This window comes from Propioniciclava sp. (genome assembly GCF_047602245.1).
Taxonomy (GTDB): Bacteria; Actinomycetota; Actinomycetes; order Propionibacteriales; family Propionibacteriaceae; genus Propioniciclava.
In genome coordinates this window covers 1,024,449-1,046,341 of record NZ_JASGHT010000001.1, presented here as the reverse complement: position 1 = coordinate 1,046,341, position 21,893 = coordinate 1,024,449, and the positions used below count along the sequence as shown (strand labels likewise).

Here is a 21,893-nt window from a genome sequence, read left to right as displayed (position 1 = left end):
AGACTACGAGGCTTGGCGCGCGGGCGCTTCCGCCTGCGGGCTGGTCGGTTCCTCATCCCACGGGATCGTGTGCAGGCTGGCCCGCCCGGCGATCAGCAGCAGGGTGAACAGCAGGCCGACCGCCGAGACCGCCATCGGGACGCCGAGGGCGTCGGTCGCGGTGAACGCGATGACCGCGCCGCTGGCCAGGCAGACAGCCATCAGCACGCCGGCGACCGTGCGCGCGACCGGGGCGGTGCCCCTCGCGCAGGCCTCGCGGATGGCGAGCACGATCAGGACGGCCGCCAGCGCGGCGAGCGGGAACCGGAGCCACTGCGCAGCCAGGCTGCCGTGCAGGTCGGCGTCCAGGATGCGCCACACCGGCCAGCTGACCACGCGGGTGTACGAGTTCGGTCCAGCGCCGTACAGGCCGGCGACGTGCATCAGGTACAGGCTGCCGAGCGCTCCCCACCCGAACACGCCCACACGGGTGACCGACCAGCGCACGGGCGCCCGTTCCAGCGCGATCGCCGCGATCACCATCGAGGCCATCGTGACCTGCGCCGCGGTCAAGTCGAGGGCGCTGACCCACATCGGGTAGGTCTCGCCGAGCACCAGGCCGCGGCCCACGAAGCCGGCGATGAGCGCGCCGACCACCGCGAACCAGGGCAGGATGCGCACCAGCGGGTGCACCCCGCGCAACCGCACCCCGACGATCGCCGCGATCAGGACGGTGGGCGTGGTGAGGGCGGCGGACGTACGGTGGATCATCTCGATCCACGGGTTGCGGTAGAGCAGCTCGTTCACCACACCGCCGGGCAGCAGCGCGTCGGCGGTGCAGCCGGGCCAGTCGCCGCACTCGAAGCCGGAATGGGTGGCCGCGACGACGGCCCCGCCGATGTTGGCGAGCAGCGCGAACAGCGCGCCGAGGCGGAACAGGGTGATGGCGGATCGTGGCGCTGACGCCATGAGGGAGACCTCCGACTATGCGTAGTAGACGCCCCCACCCTAAAGGGATTCGCCACGGCCCGCGCCGATTCCGGCCCAGACCCCGCGCCCGGACGCCGACAGCGTCAGTGCGGGTGGGCGTGCCGTCCGTGGTCGTGCTGGGGGTGGGCGCCGTCGGCGTGCGGGTCGTCCACGAAGGTGCCCTCGCTGGCGTGCAGGGAGCCCAGCCCGTAGGCGGTCTCGAGGTTGCGCCGGGTGAGCACCACCGAGGGCGGGCCGGCGGCGATGACGCGTCCGTTCATCAGGATCACCCAGTCGGCCGCGCGCGCCTCGTCGAGGTCGTGCGTGGTGAGGACGACCGCGTGCCCGCGTTCGCGTTCGGAATGGATGATCTCGTCGATGGTGCGTGCCGAGACCAGGTCGAGGCCGGTGAGCGGCTCATCGAGCAGGATCGCCTCGTGCGGCTGGGTGAGCCCCTGCGCCACGTAGACCCGCTGCCGTTGCCCGCCGGACAGTTCGTCGAGGTGCCGTTTGGCCAGGTCGGTGATCCGCAGCCGTTCCATCGCGTCGCCGACGCGCTGGCGCTGGGCGGCGTCCGGGCGCCGGAACCAGCCCAGCACCGGGTAGAGCCCCATCCCGACCGCCTCGCGGACGGTGATCGGCGTCCCGGCCGGAAAGGCCAGCGACTGCATCACGTACGAGACGGCGCTGCGGCGTCCGCCCGGGGTGCGGCCCAGCACCGACAGGCGTCCCGAGCGCGGGGTGACCACCCCGGCGAGCGCGTTCAGCAGCGTCGACTTGCCCGACCCGTTCGGGCCGATGATCGCGGTCACCTGCCGGTGGGGAATGGTGAAGCTGGACGGCCGCACCGCCACGTTGGTGCCGTAGCCGAGGGTCAGTTCGGACGCCTGGGCGAGCCATTCGGTCCCGGTCACGATGCCACCGCCCCGGCCTGGTCGTGGCCGGCCTCGTCGCGGTCGGCGTCCGCCTGCGCGCGGTGCGCCCGCGCCTCGCGCGCCGAACCGAACACCCGGGTCACGGCCAGGGTGAGGAAGAACAGCGTGATCGCGACCAGCGTGATCGTCGCGGCGCCGGCGGTGTCGAGGTGGTAGCTCAGCACCAGCCCGAGCCACACCGACAGCGCACCGAGCGCGATGGACGCCACGAACATCTGCGGCACGGTGCGCGAGATCAGCGCCGCGGTCGCGGGCGGCCCGACCAGCAGACCGAACACCAGCAGGGTGCCGACGGCCTGGAAGTTCGCGATCACCGAGGTGGCGATCAGCACCAGCAGCGCGGCGTGGGTGAACCGCGGGTTCATCCCGAGCGTGCTCGCCTTCGTCGGCGAGAACGACAGCGCGAGCAGCGGGCGGTAGAGCAGCAGCGATCCGAGCAGGACGGGCGTGCCGAGGGCCGCCATCGTGGCGAGCGTCTCGGGGGTGACCCCGAAGATGTCACCGAACAGGATCGTGTTGAGTGCGGCCGTGTACGACTTCGATTTGCTGATGATGGTGACACCCAGCGCCATCATGCCGACGAAGAGCAGGCCGATCGCGGTGTCCTCCTTCAGCGCGGTCTGCCGGTGGATCAGCTCGATGCCGCCCACCATCACCAGTGCTGCGATCGCCGCACCCAGGTAGGGGTTGAAGCCGGCGATCATCGCCGCGGCGATGCCGGGCAGCACGCCGTGCACGAACGCGTCGCCGAAGAAGCTCATGCCGCGCAATACCAGCCAGACGCCGACCACCGAGCTCATCAGGGCCGCGACCAGTCCGCCCATCAGGGCCCGCTGCTGCAGTCCGAGCAGGAACGGTTCAGTCCACCAATCCACGACTGGTCAGGCTACTTCAGTGCGTCGGCGATGCGCTGGGCATCGGTGATCATCATGCCGGTGTAGGTGTCCGCACCCGAGCCCTGCGGGCCGACCGACCCCTCGAACAGCTCGACGATCTTCACCTCGGTGCCCGACTCGCGGGCCAGCGCCTCCATCATCCGCGGGCTGACGGTGTTGTTGCTGAAGATCACCTTGATGTGGTCGTGCTTGATCGTCTCGACCAGCGAGGCCAGTTCGGCGGAGCTGGGCTCGGCATCGGTCGAGCCGCCCGGGATCACCACGGCGGCCACCGTGAAGCCGTAGGCCCGCGCGAAGTAGTTGTACGCCTCGTGGTCGGTGACCAGGACGCGGTTCTGCTCGGGGATCGCCGACAGGATCCGGCGCACCTCGGCGTCCGCCTCGCGCACCTTGCCCGCGACCTGTTCGGCGCACCCGATGTAGGCCTGGTCGCCGGTCTTGGTGGCCAGTTCGGCGCCGATCAGGGTGGCGGCGGTGGCCATCCGGGCGGCATCCATGTGCACGTGCGGGTCGTACTCTCCGTGGTGATGGCCGTCGTCGGCACCGGTGTGCTCGTGATCGTCGTCAGCGTGGTCGTCGTGACCGTGCTCGTCCTCGGCGCGCTCGCCTTCGCGCTCGGTATGGATGTCGGCGAACTTTAGTGGGTCGAGCCGGGGGGCCACCTCGAACACGGTCGCCCCTTCGCGCTGGACGCCGTCCAGCACCGAGGTCAGGCCGCCTTCGAGGCCGAGTCCGCTGGAGATCACCAGCCCGGACTTGATCATCGCCGCGACCTGGCTGGACGACACCGAGAAGTCGTGCGGGTCGTCGCCGGGGCCCATCAGCGTCGCCGAGGTCGCGCCCGCGCACTGGGTGATATCGCCCAGCAGCGACCCCAGGTGGGTGGTGGTCGCGATCGCGACGGGTTCGGACGCCGCGGGCGCGCTGGCCGACGGGGATCCGGCCGGGGCCGCCGAGCATCCGGCGAGCAGGAGTCCGAGACCGGCACAAACCGCGGGGAGAAGACGCATACCCCGATTCTAGATCGACTGATAATCGTTCTCAAACGGCGCGGCGACGGTGGACTCCACCCTCCTCAGCCTCCGAGATAACCTCGGCAGGGGAGGAGGTGGCGATGACGGATTTCCTGGGCGGAGGATTCGGCGGAGGCGGTGGTCCCGAGCGCGGCCCACAGCGGATCGATCCGCGCGATCGCGCCCAATTGGCCGAATCGCCGGTCGAGGCGCGCCGGGTGCTGGCGCTGTTCCGTCCGCACGCAGGCCCGCTCGCCGTGGTGATGATCGCGGTGGTGGCGGCGTCCGTGGTCGGGTTGGCGCAACCCTTCCTGCTGCGCGCCGTGATCGACGTCGCACTGCCGCAGCGCGATGTCGGCCTGCTCGCCGCGCTGGTCGCGGGCATGATCGGGGTCGCGATCGCCACGGCCGTCCTCGGCGTGGTGCAGACCTGGCTCGCCACCACGATGGGGCAGCGGGTGATGAGCAAGCTGCGCTCGGACGTGTTCGCGCATCTGCAACGGCAGTCGATCGCCTTCTTCAAGCGCACCCGCGGCGGCGAGATCCAGTCGCGGCTGATCAACGACATCGCCGGCCTGCAATCGGTGATCACCATGACGGCCACCGCGGTGGCGTCCAACCTGACCACCGCGATCGGGACGGCCGTGGCGATGGCGGTGCTCGACTGGCGGCTGTCGCTGCTCTCGCTGGTGGTGCTGCCGCCGGCGATCATCCTGACCCGCCAGGTCGCGCTGATCCGCCGCGACGTCACCCGGCAACGGCAGGAGGCGATGGCCGATCTGCACGCCCAGGTCGATGAGGCGCTCAGCATCAACGGGGCGATGCTCACCAAGACTCTCGGCATCGCGCAGGCACGAATGGACGCCTTCGACGCCACCTCGTCGCGGCTGGTCGCCTTCGAGATCCGCAGCCAGCTGGCCGGCAAGTGGCGGATGGCGACCATGCAGATCGTGTTCGCCGTCATCCCCGCGCTGATCTACTTAGCGGCCGGGTTCCCTCCGCTCAGTGGCGACCTCACCATCGGCACCGTGGTGGCGTTCACCGCGCTGCAGGCGCAGATCTTCCGGCCGGTGCTGGGCCTGCTCAGCATGGGCGCGCAGTGGATCGGGTCGATGGCGCTGCTCAGCCGCATCTTCGGCTACCTCGACCTGCCCGTCGAGGTGCCTGAACCGGCCGCTCCGGTGCGCCTGGCCCCGGACGCCGCCCGCGGCGAGATGCGCTTCGAGCAGGTGTCCTATCGCTACCCCGACGGCGACGCCGACGTGCTGCGCGACATCGATCTGGTCATCGAGGCCGGCCATTCCGTGGCGATCGTCGGCGAGACCGGCTCGGGCAAGTCGACGATGGCCGCGTTGTGCAGCCGGCTCGCCGATCCCACCCGCGGCCGGATCACCCTCGACGGCGTCGACCTGCGCGACCTGGCGTCGGCCGATCTGGCCCGGCTGGTCGGCGTGGTCAGCCAGGAGACCTACCTGGCGCACGCCTCCATCCGCGCCAACCTGCTGCAGGCGAGGCCGGACGCCGGCGACGCCGCGCTGTGGGCCGCGCTCACCGCCGCCCAGGTTGCCGAGACAGTCCAGGCGCTGCCGGACGGCCTCGACACCGTCGTCGGCGCGCGCGGGCACCGCTTCTCCGGCGGCGAGCGGCAGCGGATCGCGGTGGCGCGCACCCTGCTCGCCGACCCGTGCGTGCTGATCCTCGACGAGGCCACCAGCGCGCTCGACACCGAGACCGAGCGCGAGTTCCAGCTCGCCCTGGATGCGCTTGCGCACGGCCGCACCACGCTCACCATCGCGCACCGGCTCAGCACGATCCGGGCCGCCGACGAGATACTCGTCCTCGACGCCGGCCGGGTGGTCGAGCGCGGCACCCATGACCAGCTTCTCGCCGCGGGCGGGCGGTACGCCGCGCTGGCGTCGTAGGGTGGGGTCATGACTGGGGCGTCGACCGATCTCGCCTTCTCGCGAGGGTTGTGGCTGACCCCCGAGGCGATCGCCTGGCCCAGTTGCGCCCTCCCCGAGGATGTGGACCCGGGCTCGCTGGACTGGGTGCTGCACACCGCCACGGACGGCCGCATCGATCTGAGCCGGCGGGAACCCTACCCGTGGGCGAACGTGCCGCTGACCGTGCGGCCCGCCGGCCTGCCCGAGGCGATCGTGGCCGGCCGTCCCTACCTCAGGAGCGCCATCGGGTTGGACGTGCCGGAGGTGTCCGATCTGCTCGGGGTGCTGGCCGGCCAGGTGGTCGTCACCGCCCAGCACCGCTCGGGCCGGCTGGTGGAGGCCAGCGGCGTCCAGATGGCCCCGCTGCTCGATGCGCTCTACCCGGACGCCGTGCACGCCACCCTGGGCGCGGACTGGGCCGACGGCGCACCCACCGTCCGGGTGTGGGCGCCCACCGCCCGCGCGGTCGATCTGTTGCTGTGGCCGGTCGGGCTGTCGCTGGAGGACAGCCCCGAGCGGCGCCGCATGCACCGGGCGCCCGACGGAACCTGGGACGTGCGCGGCGACCGCTCCTGGCGCGGCGCCCGCTACCAGTACGCGGTCACCGTCTACGCGCCGACCTTCGACCGGGTGGTCGAGAACCGGGTCACCGACCCGTACTCGGTGGCGCTGACTGTCAACTCCACCCATTCGGTGCTGGTCGACCTCGGCGACGCCGACCTGCGCCCGCAGCAGTGGGAGCGGACACCGAGCCCCCCGCTGGCCCACCCGGTCGACCAGGTCGCCTACGAACTGCACGTGCGCGACTTCAGCAAGGCCGACAAGACGGTGCCGGACGAACTCCGCGGCACCTTCGCCGCCTTCGCCTGCGACTCCCAAGGCACCCGGCACCTGCGCGCGCTGGCCGAGGCCGGGCTTACCTCGGTGCAGTTGCTGCCGATCTCCGATTACAGCTCGGTGGACGAGGAACGCGCCGCGCGCTTGCGCGACGATCTGGCCGCGCTCAAGGCCGCACCCCCGGATTCGGACGAGCAGCAGCGCCGGCTCGCCGCGGCCCGGGACGGCTACAACTGGGGCTACGACCCCTGGCACTACCAGGTGCCGGAGGGGTCGCTGTGCGTGCGGGCCGCCGACAGCGCGCGCGAGCGCGTCCGCGAGGTGCGCGCGATGGTGGGCGCCCTGCACGGGCTCGGCCTGCGCGTGGTGCTGGACGTGGTGTTCAACCACACCGTGAGCGAGGGGCAGGCGACCACCTCGGTGCTGGGCCGGATCGTGCCCGGCTACTACCATCGCCGCGACGTCAGCGGGGCGGTCGCGCTGTCGACCTGCTGCCCCAATGTCGCCACCGAGCATGCGATGGCGCAGAAGCTGATGGTCGACTCGGTGGTGCACTGGGCCCGGCACTACCGGGTGGACGGCTTCCGCTTCGACCTGATGGGGCATCACAGCCGCGACAACATGCTGGCCGTCCGCGCCGGCCTGGACGCGCTCACCGTGGCGCGCGACGGAGTGGACGGCCGGGCGATCACGCTGTGGGGCGAGGGCTGGGACTTCGGCGAGGTCGCCGGGAACGCCCGCTTCGTGCAGGCTACCCAGGGGCAGCTGGCCGGCACCCAGATCTCGACCTTCGCCGACCGGCTGCGCGACGCCGTCCGTGGCGGAGCCCCCTTCGACGAGGATCCGCGCGTGCAGGGCTTCGTCACCGGCCTGGCCGGGGAGCCCAACGAGGCGCCGGTCAACGGCGACGCGGACGCCCAGCGCGAGCAGCTGCTGCGTGACACCGATCTGATCCAGGTCGGCCTCGCCGGCCACCTGAAGGACTTCTCGTTCACCTCGGCGTTCACCCGCCGGGGCGCGCGGGGCGACGAGGTGCCCTACAAAGCGGGCACCTTCGCCGGGTACGCGACCGAGCCCGACGAGGCGATCGCCTACGTGGACGCGCACGACAACGAGACCCTGTTCGACGCGCTCACCCTCAAGCTGCCGGTCCGGGTGCCGATGGACGAGCGGGTCCGGGCCAATACGCTCGCGCTCGCCCTGGCCACCTTCAGCCAGAACCCGGTGATGTGGCATGCCGGCACCGACTTCCTGCGCAGCAAGTCGCTGGACCGCAACAGCTACGACTCGGGCGACTGGTTCAACTACCTCGACTTCTCGCTGACCGACAACGGTTTCGCCGCCGGGCTGCCGCCGGCCGCCGACAACGCCGACAAGTGGGAATACATGCGGCCGCTGCTGGCCGATCCCGCGCTCAAGCCGCGGCCGCGCCACATGAAGCGCGCGCACCGGATGGCGCTGGATCTGCTCCGGATCCGCTCCTCGACCCGGCTGTTCCGGCTGGGAGACGCCGAGCAGATCCGCCGCAAGCTGAGCTTCCCGGTCTCGGGCAGTTGGGCGCAGCAGCCGGGCGTGATCGTGATGGTGATCGACGACGCCCTGGGCGAACCGGTCGACGACCGGTTCGGCGCGGTCGCCGTCGCGGTGAACGCCAATCCCTGGCCGGTGCGCCAGGTGGTGTTCGCCCTGGTGGGGCCGGCCTGGTCGCTGCACCCGGTTCAGCGCGACGGTGCGGACGCGGTGGTCAAGGCCGCGCGCGCCGACGACGGCGTGCTGGCGGTGCCAGGGCGGACGGCGGCGGTGTTCGTCCGCCCCCGCATCTCATAATTTGGTGATCACTACTAGAAGTCGGGTCTTGGTCTGATTAACATGTGCCCAGCTTTCCCGAACCCCGGGGATCCGAGTCAGTGGAGCGGGCATGACCACCATGACCACGATGACGCGCGCAGAGCGCCTCGACCGGCTGCCCTTCGGCCGCCGGCACATGAAATTGCTCGTCGGTTCCGGAATCGGCTGGGCCCTGGACGCCATGGATGTCGGGCTGATCTCCTTCGTGATGGCGGCGCTGGCCGTGCAGTGGAAACTGGACGCGACCACGCTCAGCTGGATCGGATCGATCGGCTTCGTCGGCATGGCGCTCGGCGCCAGCCTCGGCGGCCTGCTCGCTGACCGGATCGGACGCCGCCAGGTGTTCGCGCTCACCCTGCTCGTCTACGGCATCGCCACCGGGGCGTCCGCGCTGGCCGGTTCGGTCGCCGCGCTGATCGTGCTGCGCTTCTTCGTCGGTCTCGGCCTGGGCGCGGAGTTGCCGGTGGCGTCCACGCTGGTCAGCGAGTACGCGCCGCGCAAGATCCGGGGGCGGATCGTGGTGGCGCTGGAGGCGTTCTGGGCGCTCGGCTGGGCGATGGCCGCGCTGCTGGGCTACCTGCTGGTGCCCGCCAGCAGCGACGGCTGGCGCTGGGCGCTCGCAGTGGGCATCGTGCCCACCCTGTACGCGCTGGTGGTCCGCTACGGCCTGCCCGAATCCGTCCGCTTCCTGGAGAGCAAGGGCCGCTTCGACGAGGCCGAGGCGTCCGTACGCGGCTTCGAGGACGGCTCCGGGGTTGAGTCCGTGCCCAGCCCCGATGTGGCGCCTGCGCCGAAGCGCAAGGGCACGGTTTCGATCTGGCGCGAGGATCTGCGCTCGCGGACCCTGGCGCTGTGGGCGGTGTGGTTCTGCATCAACCTGTCCTACTACGGCGCGTTCATCTGGATCCCGAGCCTGCTTGTCACCCGCGGGTTCCCGCTGGTGAAGAGCCTCGAGTTCACCTTGATCATCACCTTGGCCCAGATCCCCGGCTACATCGTCGCCGCCTGGCTGATCGAGGTGTGGGGACGCCGCATCACGCTGTCGGTCTTCCTGGCCGGATCGGCGCTGGCCGCGGCCGCCTTCGGCTTCGCCGCCGACCCCAGCATGATCCTGGTCACCGGCTGCCTGCTGTCCTTCTTCAACCTCGGCGCCTGGGGTGCCCTCTACGCGGTGGGACCCGAGCTCTACCCGACCAATATCCGCGGCACCGGCACGGGCGCGGCGGCCGCCTTCGGCCGGATCGCCTCGATGATCGCCCCGCTGCTGGTGCCGGTGATGATGGGCGCCGGCGGCATGGCGCTCGTCTTCGGCGTCTTCGGCGTGGCGTTCCTGATCGCCGCGGGTGCGGCGCTGGCGCTGCCCGAACGGGCCGGCACCGAGCTCGTCGAGGCCTGAGCCCGGCGCCACGGCGAAGCCCCGGACGCCGGGACCGCGGAATCCCTGAGAGCAAGCGAAGATCCCGTCCCACCCAACGGAGGTGGTCGGCGGGGCTGGGCGTGTTCGCCCGGGTTAGTCACGTTCGCCCGGGTTGGTCGCATCTGCCCGGGTTAAGCGCAGTCGCCCGGCAAGTCGCCCGGTGTAGTCGCTGTCACCCGGGTAGGAAACCGGGCGACAGTGCGGAGACCGGGCGGTGTGCGGCACGTGCGGCCGGGGCGTCGGCGTCCGGGACGGCCGCTTTGGTGGCCCCGTGGTCGCGTCTGCCCGATGGGCGGGTGATGGAGCGTACGCTCGGTCGCCGCGCGTGGGAAAGGGTCGCCGCGCGCATGTTGCAACATGCGCCACGCTCGGGTAAGTAGGGCAACGTCACCGAGCGTACGCTCCGTCGCCCTCGGCTGGGGCAGGGTGACGTGGACGCCGTCACGGGGGAACTGGCGTGGGTGTGCGTGGACGCCGCCAGGGGCGACTGGCGCCGCTGGTCGTGTGTCAGTGCTGGCGCGCGGCGAAGATGTGAGAGAAAAACAGGGTTGGTCGTGCATCCCGATTGTTCTCATATCCCCGGGGTCGGGGGCCTCTGTGATGGAGCGAGGATGAAGTGAGAAGGACCGGGCTGGTAGTTCAGCCCGGTCCTTCTCGCATCTCCAACCGGCGTTACGCGGAGAATCTCACCGTTGAGGCAGGTCGAGGGTTGCCGATAGCCCTCCTGCGGTCTCAGCCGTGGGCGTGCGGCGTGGCCGAGTGGTCGTGATCGTCGTGGTCGTCGTCCGCCTCGCCGTGGGCGTCCGGCTTACCGGTGGCGACGGCGATCTCGACCGGGGCGTGCGCCAGATCGAAGGTGCGAGTCACGGCCTTGCTGGTCAGGTCGATGACGACCAGCTTCTTGTTGGCGGCGTCCGTCACGTAGGCGAAGTTTCCGGCCGTCTTGATCGCCGGGCCGGGCTGCTGCCATTCGGTGTTCTCGGTCCAGGGCGCGACGGCGTCGATCTGGGCGGTGACCTTGCCGCTGTCGGGGTCGATGACGTTCACGTGTCCGTCGTAGGTGAGCACCAACGCCTCACCCTGCGGGCCGCGGGCCAGCGAACGGAACCAGTAGGCAGAACCCAACTCGACCAGGGTCAGCTTCTCGGTGCGGGTGTCGACCAGGGCCACCCGGGTCGGGCGCTCGAACTCGGCGTCCTTGTCGGACTTGTAGTCGGTCAGCACCACCGGGGAGACCGGGCTGCCCGCGGCGTTGCCGGTGCGCGCGTAGGAGTCCGGCGGCGTCACCTTGTGGAACGCGCCGTCGCGGTAGACGACCGGGCCGTCGGAGCAGCCGACCAGGATGACGTCACCGGCCTCGGTGGGCTTGGCCGCCGCCTCACCGTGGCTGCCGGGGCAGGCGTCGGTCTGGGTGACGACCGCGCCGTCCTTGAGCACCTGGACGACCGAACGCGCCTCCTCGGTGCCCTGGGTGGTGAGCAGGGAATCGTCGGCGAGGACGACCGCGACGCCGTGGTGCGGTGCCTCGGTGCGCGCGGTGCGCACCAGCGGGCCCGGGTCGGAGATCTGGTCGCTGGGCATCGACCAGATCTCGCCGGTGCCGTCGGCGAACAGGGTGGTCCAGCCGTCGTGGGCGACGACGTGCCCGGCGCGCGGGGCGGCGAAGGTCTGCGCGGTCATCTGCGGATCGGACTCGTAGTAGTGGTCGTGGTCGCCGTGGCCCCGGGCGCGGATGCCGGCGTCGAAGACGCGGAACGTGTCGCCGTCGGTGACCACGATGTGGCGTCCGTCACCGGCGCTGTTCAGCCGCAGGAATCCGGAGCGGTCCTCGGAGTGGACGACGTCACCGGTCACGGTGTCGAGCAGGACCAGGCCGCCGGCGTGGGCGTACAGCAGTCGCGGGTTGAGCGAGGAGACCTCGCGCGACTCCGGTGTCGCCGCGGCGCTGGCCGGGCTCTGGGCGGGCGGGGTGGTGGCAGGCGGGGCGGAGGAGCAGGCGGCCAGGGTCACGCAGGTGGTGAGCGCCAGGCCGGTCAGCAGCAGGCGTGGTGTGAGCAGAGACATGGCGACATCCCATCATGAATGAGAACCGTTATCAAACAATGTCGTGATGGGAGCCACCCGGTGTCCATCCCTGTCTCGTTGGCGCAGGTGAGGGGCTAGGTAGATGGCCGGGCGAGGTTCACCGGTGACAGTCATGCGGATCGTCGGGGCGGACGGCCGGGCATCCCTTAGGCTGGTTGCATCCCTCGTCGCTGAGGCACGAACACACGACGTCATACCTGTGAGGATGCACATGAACGCACTGGCCTGGACCGATCTCGACTCCAAGGCGGTCGACACCGCGCGCGTGTTGGCGGCCGATGCGGTCGAGAAGGTCGGCAACGGTCACCCCGGCACGGCGATCTCGCTCGCACCGCTGGCCTACCTGCTGTACCAGAAGGTGATGGCGTCGGATCCGGCCGATCCCCGTTGGCTGGGCCGCGACCGGTTCGTGATGTCGGCCGGGCACAGCTCGATGACGCAGTACGCCCAGCTGTTCCTGGGCGGCTACGGGCTGGAATTGTCCGATCTGCAGGCGCTGCGCACCTGGGGCTCGCTCACCCCGGGCCACCCGGAGTTCGGCCTGACCAAGGGTGTGGAATGCACCACCGGCCCGCTCGGCGCGGGCGTGGCCAACGCCGTCGGCTTCGCCATGTCGGCGCGCCGCAGCCAGGAACTGTACGACCCCGAGGCGACCCCGGGCACCTCCGTCTTCGACCACTTCGTCTACTGCATCGCCGGCGACGGCTGCATGCAGGAAGGCGTCTCCGGTGAGGCGTCCTCGCTGGCGGCCACCCAGAACCTGGGCAACCTGATCCTGTTCTACGACGACAACCGGATCTCGATCGAGGGCGACACCTCGATCGCGTTCTCCGAGGACGTCTCGGCCCGCTACGACGCCTACGGCTGGCACACCCAGCACGTCGACTTCACCAACGGCGGCACCGGCTATGAGGAGAAGCTCGCCGAGCTGCACACGGCGATCGAGGCCGCCCAGGCGGTCACCGACCGTCCGTCCTTCATCAAGGTCACCACCGTGATCGGCTGGCCGCTGCCCACCCTGGCCGGCCACCACTCGGTGCACGGCGCCAAGCTGGGGGCCGCCGAGATCAGCGCGCTGAAGGCCGAACTCGGCTTCGCCGATCAGCCCTTCGCCATTGATGAGGAGGTCGTCGGCTACGCCCGCGCCAACGCGGCCGCGCGTGCGGCGTCCGTGCGCGGCGAATGGGACGCCCGCTTCGAGGCCTGGCGCGCCGCCAACCCCGAGCGCGCCGCGCTGCTCGACCGCGTGGTCGCCCGTCAGGCCCCCGAGGGCCTGGACGCCGCCCTGCCCGCCTTCGAGCCCGGCTCGCTGGCCACCCGTGCGGCGTCCGGCAAGGTGCTCGGCGCGCTCGCCGAGGTCGCGCCCGAACTGTGGGGCGGCTCGGCCGACCTGGCCGGCTCGAACAACACCACGATGTCGGGGGTGGCGTCCTTCATCCCGGCCGCACGCAGCAGCCACGACTTCACCGGCGCCCCCGGCGGCCGCACCCTGCACTTCGGCATCCGCGAGCACGCGATGGGCAATATCCTCAACGCGATCGCCATGGACGGCCTCAGCCGTGCCTACGGCGGCACCTTCCTGGTGTTCTCCGACTACATGCGCACCACGCCGCGCCTGGCCGCGCTGTCGCATGCGCCGTCGATCTTCGTGTGGACGCACGACTCGATCGGCGTCGGCGAGGACGGCCCGACCCATCAGCCGGTCGAGCACGTGATGAGCCTGCGCCTGATGCCGAACCTGGACGTGGTGCGCCCCGGCGACGCCAACGAGACCGCGCACGCCTGGGCGCGGATCCTGCGCACCGACAACCGGCCCTCCGCGCTGATCCTGTCCCGGCAGAACGTCACCACCTTCGACCGCTCCGAGACCGGCGGCTTCGCCCCGGCCGAGGGCACCGCGCGCGGTGGCTACGTGCTCAAGGAGGCATCCGCGGCGCCGCAGGTCGTGCTCGTCGGCACCGGTTCCGAGGTCGAGATCGCGGTCGCGGCCGCCGAGGCGCTGGAGGCCGAGGGCGTGCCTGCGCGCGTCGTCTCGCTGCCGTGCGTGGAGTGGTTCGCCGCCGAGAGCGACGACTACCGCGAAGAGGTGCTGCCCGCCGACGTGCCGAAGGTGGTCATCGAGGCCGGCGTCACCGTCGGCTGGAAGGACCTGCTGGGCGGCAACACCGAGGCGGTCGGCATCGACCACTTCGGGGCGTCCGCGGCCGGCACGGTGCTGTACGACAAGTTCGGGATCACCGCCGAGGCCGCCGTCGCGAAGGCGAAGGCGCTGCTCGGCTGAGCAATCCGGCCGAGCAGCGGGGCTGCTGTGCACGGTTGTCCGGTGCGCCTACGATGGGGCGGACGACGACGTGAACCAGGAGCCCTATGTCTCAGACTCCCGCGAATCCCGGCACCGCTGATCCCGCTCGGCGCCGGCGAGGACGCATCATCGCGATCCTCGCCGGCGCCGTCGTGGTCGTCTTGGGTGGCGCGTACGGCATCGCCTACGCGCTCTCGGGCAACACGCTCGCCCCGAACGCGACCATCGAGGGTGTCGCCGTCGGCGGGCTGACCGCCGACCAGGCGGTGGCGAAACTGGACGCCGAACTCGCCGAGCGCGTCCAGGCGCCGATCACGCTGACCGCCGCCGATCAGACCCTCACCCGCACGCCCGCCGAACTCGGCCTCGCGGTGGACGCCGCGGCGTCCGTGCGCGCGGCCGGTGCGGAGAAGTCGTTCAACCCGGTCACGATCTGGGACAACCTGACCGGCGGGCGCGCCCACGAGGCGGTGCTGACCCGCGACGATGCCGCGCTGCAGGCCGCCGCCGACGAGCTGGGCCAGCTGGCCGACAGCGATCCGGTCAACGCCATGCTGGTGATCAACCAGGGCGAGGCCGTGCTCAACGAGGCGGTGCCGGGCCGTTCGGTCGACCGGGCCGCCACCGCGGACGCCGTCGCCGCGGCCTTCCTGGACGCCACCGAGGTGCCCGCCGTCGTCACCGAGACCCCGGCCGAGATCACCACCGACGAGGCGCGCAAGGCGCTCGACGAGGTGGCCACCCCGGCGCTGTCGGCGCCGGTGACGCTCACCGCCGGGCAGAAGTCGTTCGAGATCACGCCCGCGATGATCGGCGCCGCCCTCACCTTCGAAGAGGCCGAGGGCGACCTCAAGCCGGTGCTCGACCCGGCTGTGCTCGCCGAGAAGGCAGCGCCCGCGCTGGAGGACCTCGGCGTCAAGAAGCCCCAGGACGCCCGGTTCACCTTCACCGACGGCACGCCGTCGATCGTGCCGTCTCAGGACGGCACCGGCATCGCGCCTGAGGAGTTGGCCGCGCAGGTGTCGCAGGCGATGGTCAAGGCGTCCGGCCGCACCGGCAGCGTGACCATCGCGCCGCTCAAGGCGTCCTTCACCACCGAGATGGCCGAGAAGGCCGGAGTGAAGGAGATCACCGGCGAGTTCACCACGCACTTCCCGGCGACGGCCTACCGGGTGAACAACATCGGCAAGTCGGCCGGATTGATCAACGGCGTCTACGTGAAGCCGGGCGAGACGTTCAGCCTGAACACCGTCCTCGGGCCGCGCACGCTGGCCCGCGGCTGGATGGCCGGCGGCGCCATCGACGGCGGACGCGTTGTCGAACGCATGGGCGGCGGCATCTCGCAGACCACCACGACCCTGTTCAACGCGATCTTCTTCGCCGGCCTCGAAGACGTCTACCACAAGCCGCACTCGCTGTACTTCAGCCGCTACCCGATGGGCCGCGAAGCCACCTTGGACTACCACTCGGTCGACATGAAGTTCCGCAACAACACCGACCACGGCGTCCTGCTGCAGGCGTTCACCAACGACCCGAAGGTGGGCGGACGCGGCTCGGTCACCGTGCGGGTGTGGTCGACGAAGATCTACGACGTCAAGGCGTCCGACCCGGTGCGGAGCGCCTTCCGCGCCCCCGGCGCGGCGATCCGGAACAACTCCGCGGTGTGCAGCCCGCAGAGTGCGATGACCGGCTTCCGCGTCGACTACAACCGGCTGTTCTACAAGAACGGCGAACTGGTGAAGACCGAGCCGTTCCACTGGACCTACAACTCGCTCACCCCGGTGATCTGCACCAACCCCAACGCCCGCGCCGACCGCATCGAGCGCTGACGTTTAGCCCAGCCGGGTGAACCCGGCGGCGGTGAGGTCGTCCGTCGTTGGGTCGTCGGCCTCCTCGGCGCGGATCTGAACGCTGCGGGCGCCCATCCGGGTCGCCCACCAGGCGGCCTCCACGATCGTCTCGACCGGCGCGAGGGGGAGCGTCACCCATTCGCCCTCGAACCGGGCGCGGACGCCGCCGAACTCGGCCCATTCGCCCCAGGCGGGGACCGACGCCGGAGGCGTCCGGTCGGCGAGCAGGGTGCTGATCCGGCCCACCCAGCAGGCACCGCGGACGCCGGCCCGGGTGGCCAGGGCGTCCAGGAGGTCGCGCGGGGTGGATTCGGGACGGCGCCCGAGCGCGACGGCGACCGGGCGGACGGCGTCCACATCGGCTGTGGCGAGCAGATGCTCGGTGCCGCGGCGGTCGACGATGCCGACCTGATCGGCCGACAGCGAGGTGAGGAATCCGATCACCTCGCGGCGTCCGCCGGGGGTACGGACGCGCAGGCTGGCACGCATCCCCACCGCCAGGGGGGCCCACGCGTTCCCGGGGTTACTGATCGGCTGGGGCACAGGACCTCCACGGTTGTATTGTTAGCCGGTATCCCCATCCGGGGCCGCACTCAAGGAGCAGTTTTCATGACCTATGTGATCACCCAGGCCTGCGTCGATGTCAAGGACCTCGCGTGTGTCGAGGAGTGTCCCGTCGACTGCATCTATGAAGGCAACCGCATGCTCTACATCCACCCCGACGAGTGTGTGGACTGTGGCGCCTGCGAGCCGGTGTGCCCGGTGGAGGCGATCTACTACGAGGACGACGTCCCGGGCGATCAGAGCGAGTTCTACGACGCCAACGTCCAGTTCTTCGACACGATCGGCAGCCCCGGCGGCGCCGCCCGCCAGGGCAAGATCGACGCCGACCACCCGATGGTCGCGGCACTCCCGCCCCAGGGCGAGTGAGCGGCGGGCTGTCGGGCAAGCTGCCCGACTTCCCGTGGGACACGATCGCTGACGCACGCGCGAGAGCGCAGGCACACCCCGGTGGACTGTGCGACCTCTCGGTCGGGACGCCCGTCGATCCGGTGCCCGAGGCGGGCGTGCGCGCGCTGGCGGACGCCGCGGCGTCCTGGTCCGGCTATCCGACCGTGTGGGGCACACCCGCGCTGAGGGCGGCGATCCGCGACTACCTGGAGTCCCGCTGGGGCACCGTGCCGCTGACCGACCGCAACGTGCTGCCCGTGGTCGGCACCAAGGAGCTGGTGGCGCATCTGCCGCTGCAACTGGGTGTCGGCCCCGGCGAGACGGTGGTGCTGCCCACGATGGCGTACCCGACCTACGAGGTCGGCGCGCGCATCGCGGGCGCGAACGTGCTCGCCACCGACGATCCGGGCGAGGCCGCGGCGGCGCGTCCGGCCCTGATCTGGATCAACAGCCCCGGCAACCCGACCGGCGCGATCGCCTCGCCCGGCGAACTGCGGGCCTGGGTGGCCGCCGCACGCTCCACCGGTGCGGTGCTCGCCTCCGACGAGTGCTACGGCGAGTTCGCCTGGGACGCCGAACCGTTCTCGGTGCTGCACCCCGACATTTGCGGGGGCAGCGCGGAGGGCCTGATCGCGGCCCATTCGCTGTCGAAGCGCAGCAACCTGGCCGGCTACCGCGCCGGGTTCCTGGCGGGCTGCTCGACCCTGCTCACCGAACTGCTCGCCGTGCGCAAGCACAGCGGGCTGATGATGTCGGGTCCGGTGCAGGACGCGATGACGGTGCTGCTCGGCGACCAGGAGCATGTCGAGGTGCAGCGCCGGCGCTACCTCGCCCGCCGTGCCCTGCTCGCCCCCGCACTGCGCGCGGCCGGTTTCACGATCGACCACTCCCAGGGCTCGCTGTACCTGTGGGTGCGCCGCGGCGAAGAGACCGGACGCGAGATTGTCGCCTGGCTCGCCGAGCGGGGCATCCTGGCCGCGCCGGGTGACTTCTACGGTGAAGCCGGGCGGTTCCACGTCCGCGTGGCGCTCACCGCCACCGACGAGCGGATCGCCAGCGCTGCACAGCGGCTCACCGCCCACTGACCATGAAACGGGACTACCGGATCGAGCCGCGCCGCTCCAGCGCTCAGGAAAGCCTGGCCGGGGTCTTCGGGGTGGTCGGGGAGCACCTGATCAGCCTCAAGGGCTTGTGGCCGCGCGGTTCCGACTATGCCGGGCTGCGCCGCAGCTGGAACCGTGATCTGCTGGCCGGCGTCACCGTCGGCATCGTCGCGCTGCCGCTCGCGCTCGGCTTCGGCGTCGCCTCCGGCGCGGGTGCGGCGGCCGGCCTGGTCACCGCGGTGGTGGCCGGCATCGTCGCGGCCGTGTTCGGCGGCAGCCACCTGCAGGTCTCGGGACCGACCGGCGCGATGACCGTGGTGCTGCTGCCGGTGATCGCCCAGTACGGCGTCCAGCAGGTTCCGCTGCTGGCGGTGATGGCCGGGATCATGGTGATCCTGATGGGGCTCACCGCGATGGGCCGCGCCGTCGAGATGGTGCCCTTCCCGGTCGTGGAGGGGTTCACCACCGGAATCGGCATCATCATCTTGCTGCAGCAGTTCCCGTTGCTGCTGGGGGCGCCCAAGGGCGAATCGGAGTCCACATTGGTGGCCACCGCGCAGACCTTGCAGCACACCGACTGGTCGCACGCCTGGGCGCCGCTGCTGGTCGCCGCACTGACCGCGGTGCTGCATCTGCCCGGATTGAAGTTCCCCAAGCTGCCGATCTCGTTGCTGGCGATCATCGTCGTGACCGTCGTGGTCGAACTGGTGGCGCTGCCGGTGGACCGGATCGGCGCGCTGCCGGCCTGCCCGCCCCGGCACTGCCGGCGCTGGACTGGGCGACCGTCCGCCATCTGGCTGCGCCCGCGTTGGCAGTTGCCGCGCTGGCCGCCTTGGAGTCGCTGCTGTCGGCCCGGGTCGCCGACGGGATGGTGCCCGACATCGAGCGCACCCAGTCCGACCGGGAGCTGGTCGGCCAAGGACTGGCCAATGTGGCGTCCGGCCTGTTCGGCGGGCTGCCGGCCACCGGCGCCATCGCGCGCACCGCGGTCAATGTGCGTTCGGGTGGGCGGACGCGGCTCGCCTCGATCACCCATGCCGCGGTGCTGCTGGTGATCATGGCCGCGCTGGGACCGATCGTGTCCCGGATCCCGCTCGCCGCACTCGGCGGCGTCCTGGTGGTGGTGGCATTGCGGATGGTCGACCCGGGCGTGTTCCGGACGATCTTCCACACCACCCGCGCCGACCGGAACACCTTCTTGTTGACCCTGTTCGCCACCGTCTTCCTCGATCTGGTGATGGCCGTGCTGCTGGGCGTGGCGATGGCCGCGGTGATGAGCCTGCGGCACATGGCGAAATACTCGATCGTGCGGCGCCAATACCTGCCCGCCGACACCCGCGAGGGCGTCATCGACTACACCTCCGCCCAGGAGCATTTACGCTCCCGGATCGCGCTGTTCCGCGTCGACGGCGCCCTGTTCTACGGCGACGCACACCGCTTCACCGACCTGGTCACCGGCGTCGAGGACGTCGACGTGGTGATCATCCGCTTCCACCGCATGCAGATCCTGGACGCCTCGGGCGGCGAAGCCCTCAAGGACGCCGTCCGCCAACTCCGCCGCCGCGGCATCCGCGTGATCGCCCAAGGCATGACGGACGCCCAACTGCGCACCGTCGTCGCCGTCAACGCGTTCGACCCAGCGATGCACGTGGTCGAACTCTCCGAGGCGATCACCAAGGCGGAGTCACTGATCTCCGCGCGGAAATCGAAGTAGCCTCAAAGGCGCCTGAGACCGGAGCGGAGCGTCCATCTCGCCCCCGTCGCCCGGTGTACGCGCAGTCGCCCTGTTTCCTGCGCGGGCGAGTGTGCTCAAACCGGGCGACTTAGCGGGCGAGTGTGCTTAACCCGGGCGAACGTGACTACACCGGGCGGCGTGACTAGACCGGGCGAGCGTGGCCGACTATTTCTTCCCAGCATCGGCCCTTGGCCGGACCGAGTTCAGCGCGATGGTGTCGGGGTGACCGGAGCGGCGAAACGAATGGTCGCGGTCGTCGCGTTGTCGGGGGTGCCCGTCCAGGACGCGAATGAGTCACCGGCGACGGTCCAGCTGCGTCCGCCGACCTCGACGCTCGAGGTGCCGTAGACCGCGGTGGTGGCCACGGCCAGCTGTGCGGCGGCCCAGGCGGTGCGGCTGTTGGTGGCTTTCACCGTCACGGCGTCCCCGGTCTGGCTCACCGTCGTGCCTGCGGGCAGCGCGCTCGTCAAGAAGGCCGCCATGCCGGCGGAATCCGCCTGGGGCAGGTTCTTCACCACGCAACTGAAGGACGCCGGGGTCTCGCCGGTCAACGAACTGGCGATCCGGCGGGCGTTCTCGACGTGCCGCACGTAGCCCTTGGGGTGTCCGCTGCGCTGCACGGCCTGGGCAACGTCGTTGACGTCGCCACTCTGCCAGCCGTTGACCTTCAGCAACGCGTCATAGAACTTGTTGGACGCGTACACCGGATCCCGCACCTGCGCCGGCGTGCCCCAGCCTTGCGAGGGGCGCTGCTGGAACAGTCCGAGCGAGTCACGGTCGCCGTAGTCGAGGTTGTACAGGCCCGACTCCTGATACACGGTCGCCAGCGCGATGGTGGACGCCCGCGGCGCCAACTCCCGCTGCACCGCGACCCCGACGATGATCGCGGCATTGTGCGCCTGTTCGGCGTCCAACGCCGCGCTCATCTCGGCGACCCGCGCGACGCACTGGTCCTGCAGGGGGAGCGGGGCCTTCTGGTACCGGTACAGCATGGTCAGCCCGGCCACCATGCCCACCGCGATCACCGCGAGGATCAGCAGTCCGATCGCGACCCGGCCCAGCGCCCTCATCCAGCTCCCTGCGTCAGTTGGCGTGCAGCGCGGCCGTCAGTTCGACGGTCTTGCCCGCGCGCGGACGGATCGCGACCGCTCCGGTGAGCGAGTCGCGGTAGAACAGCAGGCCCTTCGCCCCCGACAGTTCGATGGCCTTGACCACGCCGCCCTCGGGCAGGGTGACTTTGGTGCCGGCGGTCACGTACAGGCCGGCCTCCACCACGCAGTCGTCGCCCAGCGAGATGCCGACGCCGCTGTTGGCGCCCAGCAGGCAGCGCTCGCCGATCGAGATCTGCTCCTTGCCGCCGCCCGACAGGGTGCCCATGATGGACGCGCCACCGCCGACGTCGGAGCCGTCGCCCACGACGACGCCCGCCGAGATCCGGCCCTCGACCATCGAGACGCCGAGCGTGCCGGCGTTGAAGTTCACGAAGCCCTCGTGCATCACGGTGGTGCCCGAGGCCAGGTGTGCGCCGAGGCGGACTCGGTCGGCGTCGGCGATCCGGACGCCGGAGGGCACCACGTAGTCGACCATGCGCGGGAACTTGTCGACGCCGAACACGGTCACCGGGCCGCGGGCGCGCAGCGCCGCACGCACGTTCTCGAAGCCCTCGACGGCGCACGGGCCCGCCGAGGTCCACACCACGTTCGGCAGCACGCCGAAGATGCCGTCGAGGTTGAGGGTGCGCGGCGCGCACAGCCGCGCCGAAAGCAGGTGCAGGCGCAGGTAGGCGTCCGGGACGCTCGCCGGGGCGGCGTCCAGATCGATCTCGGTGAACACCACATCGAGGACCACTCCACGGTCCTCATCGCTGCCGACGGCGGCCAGCAGCGAGGCGGGGGCGTCCGAATCGTCGGAGACGCCGAGTGCGGGGGACGGGTACCAGACGTCGAGGACGTCTCCGGACAGGGTCGTGGTGGCGAGGCCCCAGCCCCAGGCCGTGCGCGCGGAATTCGTCATGGCGTTCAGCGTACCGG

Annotated in this window: 16 protein-coding genes and 1 pseudogene; 9 read left to right on the top strand and 8 right to left on the bottom strand. The window is 70.9% G+C overall.

Translation table 11 applies throughout. From position 1 onward, the window contains the following. Positions 1–3: 3 nt before the first annotated feature. From QM708_RS05145 to QM708_RS05130, 4 genes are all read right to left on the bottom strand, one after another. Positions 4–948, bottom strand: coding sequence for a hypothetical protein (locus tag QM708_RS05145; RefSeq protein WP_415105026.1), 945 nt, complete (start codon positions 946–948; stop codon positions 4–6). Between the two features lie 104 nt (positions 949–1,052). Further along, a complete protein-coding gene (locus QM708_RS05140; RefSeq protein WP_415105024.1) occupies positions 1,053–1,862 on the bottom strand; it encodes a metal ABC transporter ATP-binding protein in 810 nt (269 codons plus the stop codon). Next, positions 1,859–2,758, bottom strand: a complete 900-nt coding sequence (locus tag QM708_RS05135) for a metal ABC transporter permease (RefSeq protein ID WP_415105022.1) — start codon at positions 2,756–2,758, stop codon at positions 1,859–1,861. The genes QM708_RS05140 and QM708_RS05135 overlap by 4 nt, the downstream gene beginning before the upstream one ends. 11 nt (positions 2,759–2,769) lie before the next feature. After that, on the bottom strand, positions 2,770–3,789 hold the full coding sequence (locus QM708_RS05130) for a metal ABC transporter solute-binding protein, Zn/Mn family (RefSeq protein WP_415105020.1): 1,020 nt from the start codon (positions 3,787–3,789) through the stop codon (positions 2,770–2,772). Between the two features lie 104 nt (positions 3,790–3,893). On the opposite strand from QM708_RS05130, the gene QM708_RS05125 reads away from it, so the two are divergent. The 3 genes from QM708_RS05125 (at position 3,894) to QM708_RS05115 (ending at position 9,816) form a co-directional block, all read left to right on the top strand. Then, entirely contained in the window at positions 3,894–5,714 is a 1,821-nt protein-coding gene (locus QM708_RS05125; RefSeq protein WP_415105018.1) for an ABC transporter ATP-binding protein, read from the top strand. Between the two features lie 9 nt (positions 5,715–5,723). Next, complete coding sequence (gene pulA, locus QM708_RS05120) at positions 5,724–8,399, top strand: pullulanase-type alpha-1,6-glucosidase (RefSeq protein ID WP_415105016.1); 2,676 nt, start codon at positions 5,724–5,726, stop codon at positions 8,397–8,399. Positions 8,400–8,490: 91 nt separating this feature from the next. Beyond that, positions 8,491–9,816, top strand: coding sequence for an MFS transporter (locus tag QM708_RS05115; protein WP_415105014.1), 1,326 nt, complete (start codon positions 8,491–8,493; stop codon positions 9,814–9,816). A 753-nt stretch (positions 9,817–10,569) separates the two neighbouring features. On the opposite strand, the gene QM708_RS05110 is transcribed toward QM708_RS05115, so the two are convergent. Next, positions 10,570–11,901, bottom strand: coding sequence for a hypothetical protein (locus QM708_RS05110; protein WP_415105012.1), 1,332 nt, complete (start codon positions 11,899–11,901; stop codon positions 10,570–10,572). Between the two features lie 232 nt (positions 11,902–12,133). Between QM708_RS05110 and tkt the strand changes: the two genes are divergently transcribed. Together tkt and QM708_RS05100 are read left to right on the top strand one after the other, a co-directional pair. Then, positions 12,134–14,203, top strand: coding sequence for a transketolase (gene tkt, locus QM708_RS05105; protein WP_415105010.1), 2,070 nt, complete (start codon positions 12,134–12,136; stop codon positions 14,201–14,203). A gap of 86 nt (positions 14,204–14,289) precedes the next feature. Beyond that, complete coding sequence (locus QM708_RS05100; protein ID WP_415105008.1) at positions 14,290–16,053, top strand: VanW family protein; 1,764 nt, start codon at positions 14,290–14,292, stop codon at positions 16,051–16,053. Between the two features lie 3 nt (positions 16,054–16,056). On the opposite strand, the gene QM708_RS05095 is transcribed toward QM708_RS05100, so the two are convergent. Beyond that, complete coding sequence (locus QM708_RS05095; protein WP_415105006.1) at positions 16,057–16,563, bottom strand: hypothetical protein; 507 nt, start codon at positions 16,561–16,563, stop codon at positions 16,057–16,059. 120 nt (positions 16,564–16,683) lie between these two features. On the opposite strand from QM708_RS05095, the gene fdxA reads away from it, so the two are divergent. The 4 genes and pseudogenes from fdxA to QM708_RS05075 all read left to right on the top strand — a co-directional run bounded on the left by fdxA (position 16,684) and on the right by QM708_RS05075 (position 19,842). Then, entirely contained in the window at positions 16,684–17,004 is a 321-nt protein-coding gene (gene fdxA / locus QM708_RS05090) for a ferredoxin (protein ID WP_415105004.1), read from the top strand. Then, positions 17,001–18,110 carry a succinyldiaminopimelate transaminase gene (gene dapC, locus QM708_RS05085; RefSeq protein WP_415105002.1) on the top strand — a complete coding sequence of 370 codons (1,110 nt, stop codon included), beginning with the start codon at positions 17,001–17,003 and terminating at the stop codon, positions 18,108–18,110. The genes fdxA and dapC overlap by 4 nt, the downstream gene beginning before the upstream one ends. Before the next feature lie 2 nt (positions 18,111–18,112). Then, a pseudogene (locus QM708_RS05080) lies at positions 18,113–18,826 on the top strand (SulP family inorganic anion transporter); the annotation flags it as partial. Next, positions 18,718–19,842: a SulP family inorganic anion transporter gene (locus QM708_RS05075; protein ID WP_415111286.1), complete on the top strand. Its 1,125-nt coding sequence runs from the start codon at positions 18,718–18,720 to the stop codon at positions 19,840–19,842. The pseudogene QM708_RS05080 and the gene QM708_RS05075, both read left to right, overlap by 109 nt. Positions 19,843–20,066: 224 nt before the next feature. On the opposite strand, the gene QM708_RS05070 is transcribed toward QM708_RS05075, so the two are convergent. Further along, positions 20,067–20,933: a hypothetical protein gene (locus QM708_RS05070; RefSeq protein WP_415105000.1), complete on the bottom strand. Its 867-nt coding sequence runs from the start codon at positions 20,931–20,933 to the stop codon at positions 20,067–20,069. Positions 20,934–20,946: 13 nt separating this feature from the next. Further along, the gene (gene dapD, locus QM708_RS05065; RefSeq protein WP_415104998.1) at positions 20,947–21,876 is read right to left on the bottom strand and encodes a 2,3,4,5-tetrahydropyridine-2,6-dicarboxylate N-succinyltransferase; all 930 of its coding nucleotides are present in this window, start codon (positions 21,874–21,876) and stop codon (positions 20,947–20,949) included. Positions 21,877–21,893 lie beyond the last annotated feature (17 nt).

Bases quoted from the DNA above. Each gene is read 5' to 3' on its own strand.
- QM708_RS05145 (WP_415105026.1), bottom strand. From the start codon at position 948: ATGGCGTCAGCGCCACGATCCGCCATCACCCTGTTCCGCCTCGGCGCG.
- QM708_RS05100 (WP_415105008.1), top strand. From the start codon at position 14,290: ATGTCTCAGACTCCCGCGAATCCCGGCACCGCTGATCCCGCTCGGCGC.
- QM708_RS05095 (WP_415105006.1), bottom strand. From the start codon at position 16,563: ATGCGTGCCAGCCTGCGCGTCCGTACCCCCGGCGGACGCCGCGAGGTG.
- QM708_RS05115 (WP_415105014.1), top strand. From the start codon at position 8,491: ATGACCACCATGACCACGATGACGCGCGCAGAGCGCCTCGACCGGCTG.
- QM708_RS05070 (WP_415105000.1), bottom strand. From the start codon at position 20,933: ATGAGGGCGCTGGGCCGGGTCGCGATCGGACTGCTGATCCTCGCGGTG.
- tkt (WP_415105010.1), top strand. From the start codon at position 12,134: ATGAACGCACTGGCCTGGACCGATCTCGACTCCAAGGCGGTCGACACC.
- QM708_RS05125 (WP_415105018.1), top strand. From the start codon at position 3,894: ATGACGGATTTCCTGGGCGGAGGATTCGGCGGAGGCGGTGGTCCCGAG.
- QM708_RS05110 (WP_415105012.1), bottom strand. From the start codon at position 11,901: ATGTCTCTGCTCACACCACGCCTGCTGCTGACCGGCCTGGCGCTCACC.
- fdxA (WP_415105004.1), top strand. From the start codon at position 16,684: ATGACCTATGTGATCACCCAGGCCTGCGTCGATGTCAAGGACCTCGCG.
- dapD (WP_415104998.1), bottom strand. From the start codon at position 21,876: ATGACGAATTCCGCGCGCACGGCCTGGGGCTGGGGCCTCGCCACCACG.
- QM708_RS05130 (WP_415105020.1), bottom strand. From the start codon at position 3,789: ATGCGTCTTCTCCCCGCGGTTTGTGCCGGTCTCGGACTCCTGCTCGCC.
- pulA (WP_415105016.1), top strand. From the start codon at position 5,724: ATGACTGGGGCGTCGACCGATCTCGCCTTCTCGCGAGGGTTGTGGCTG.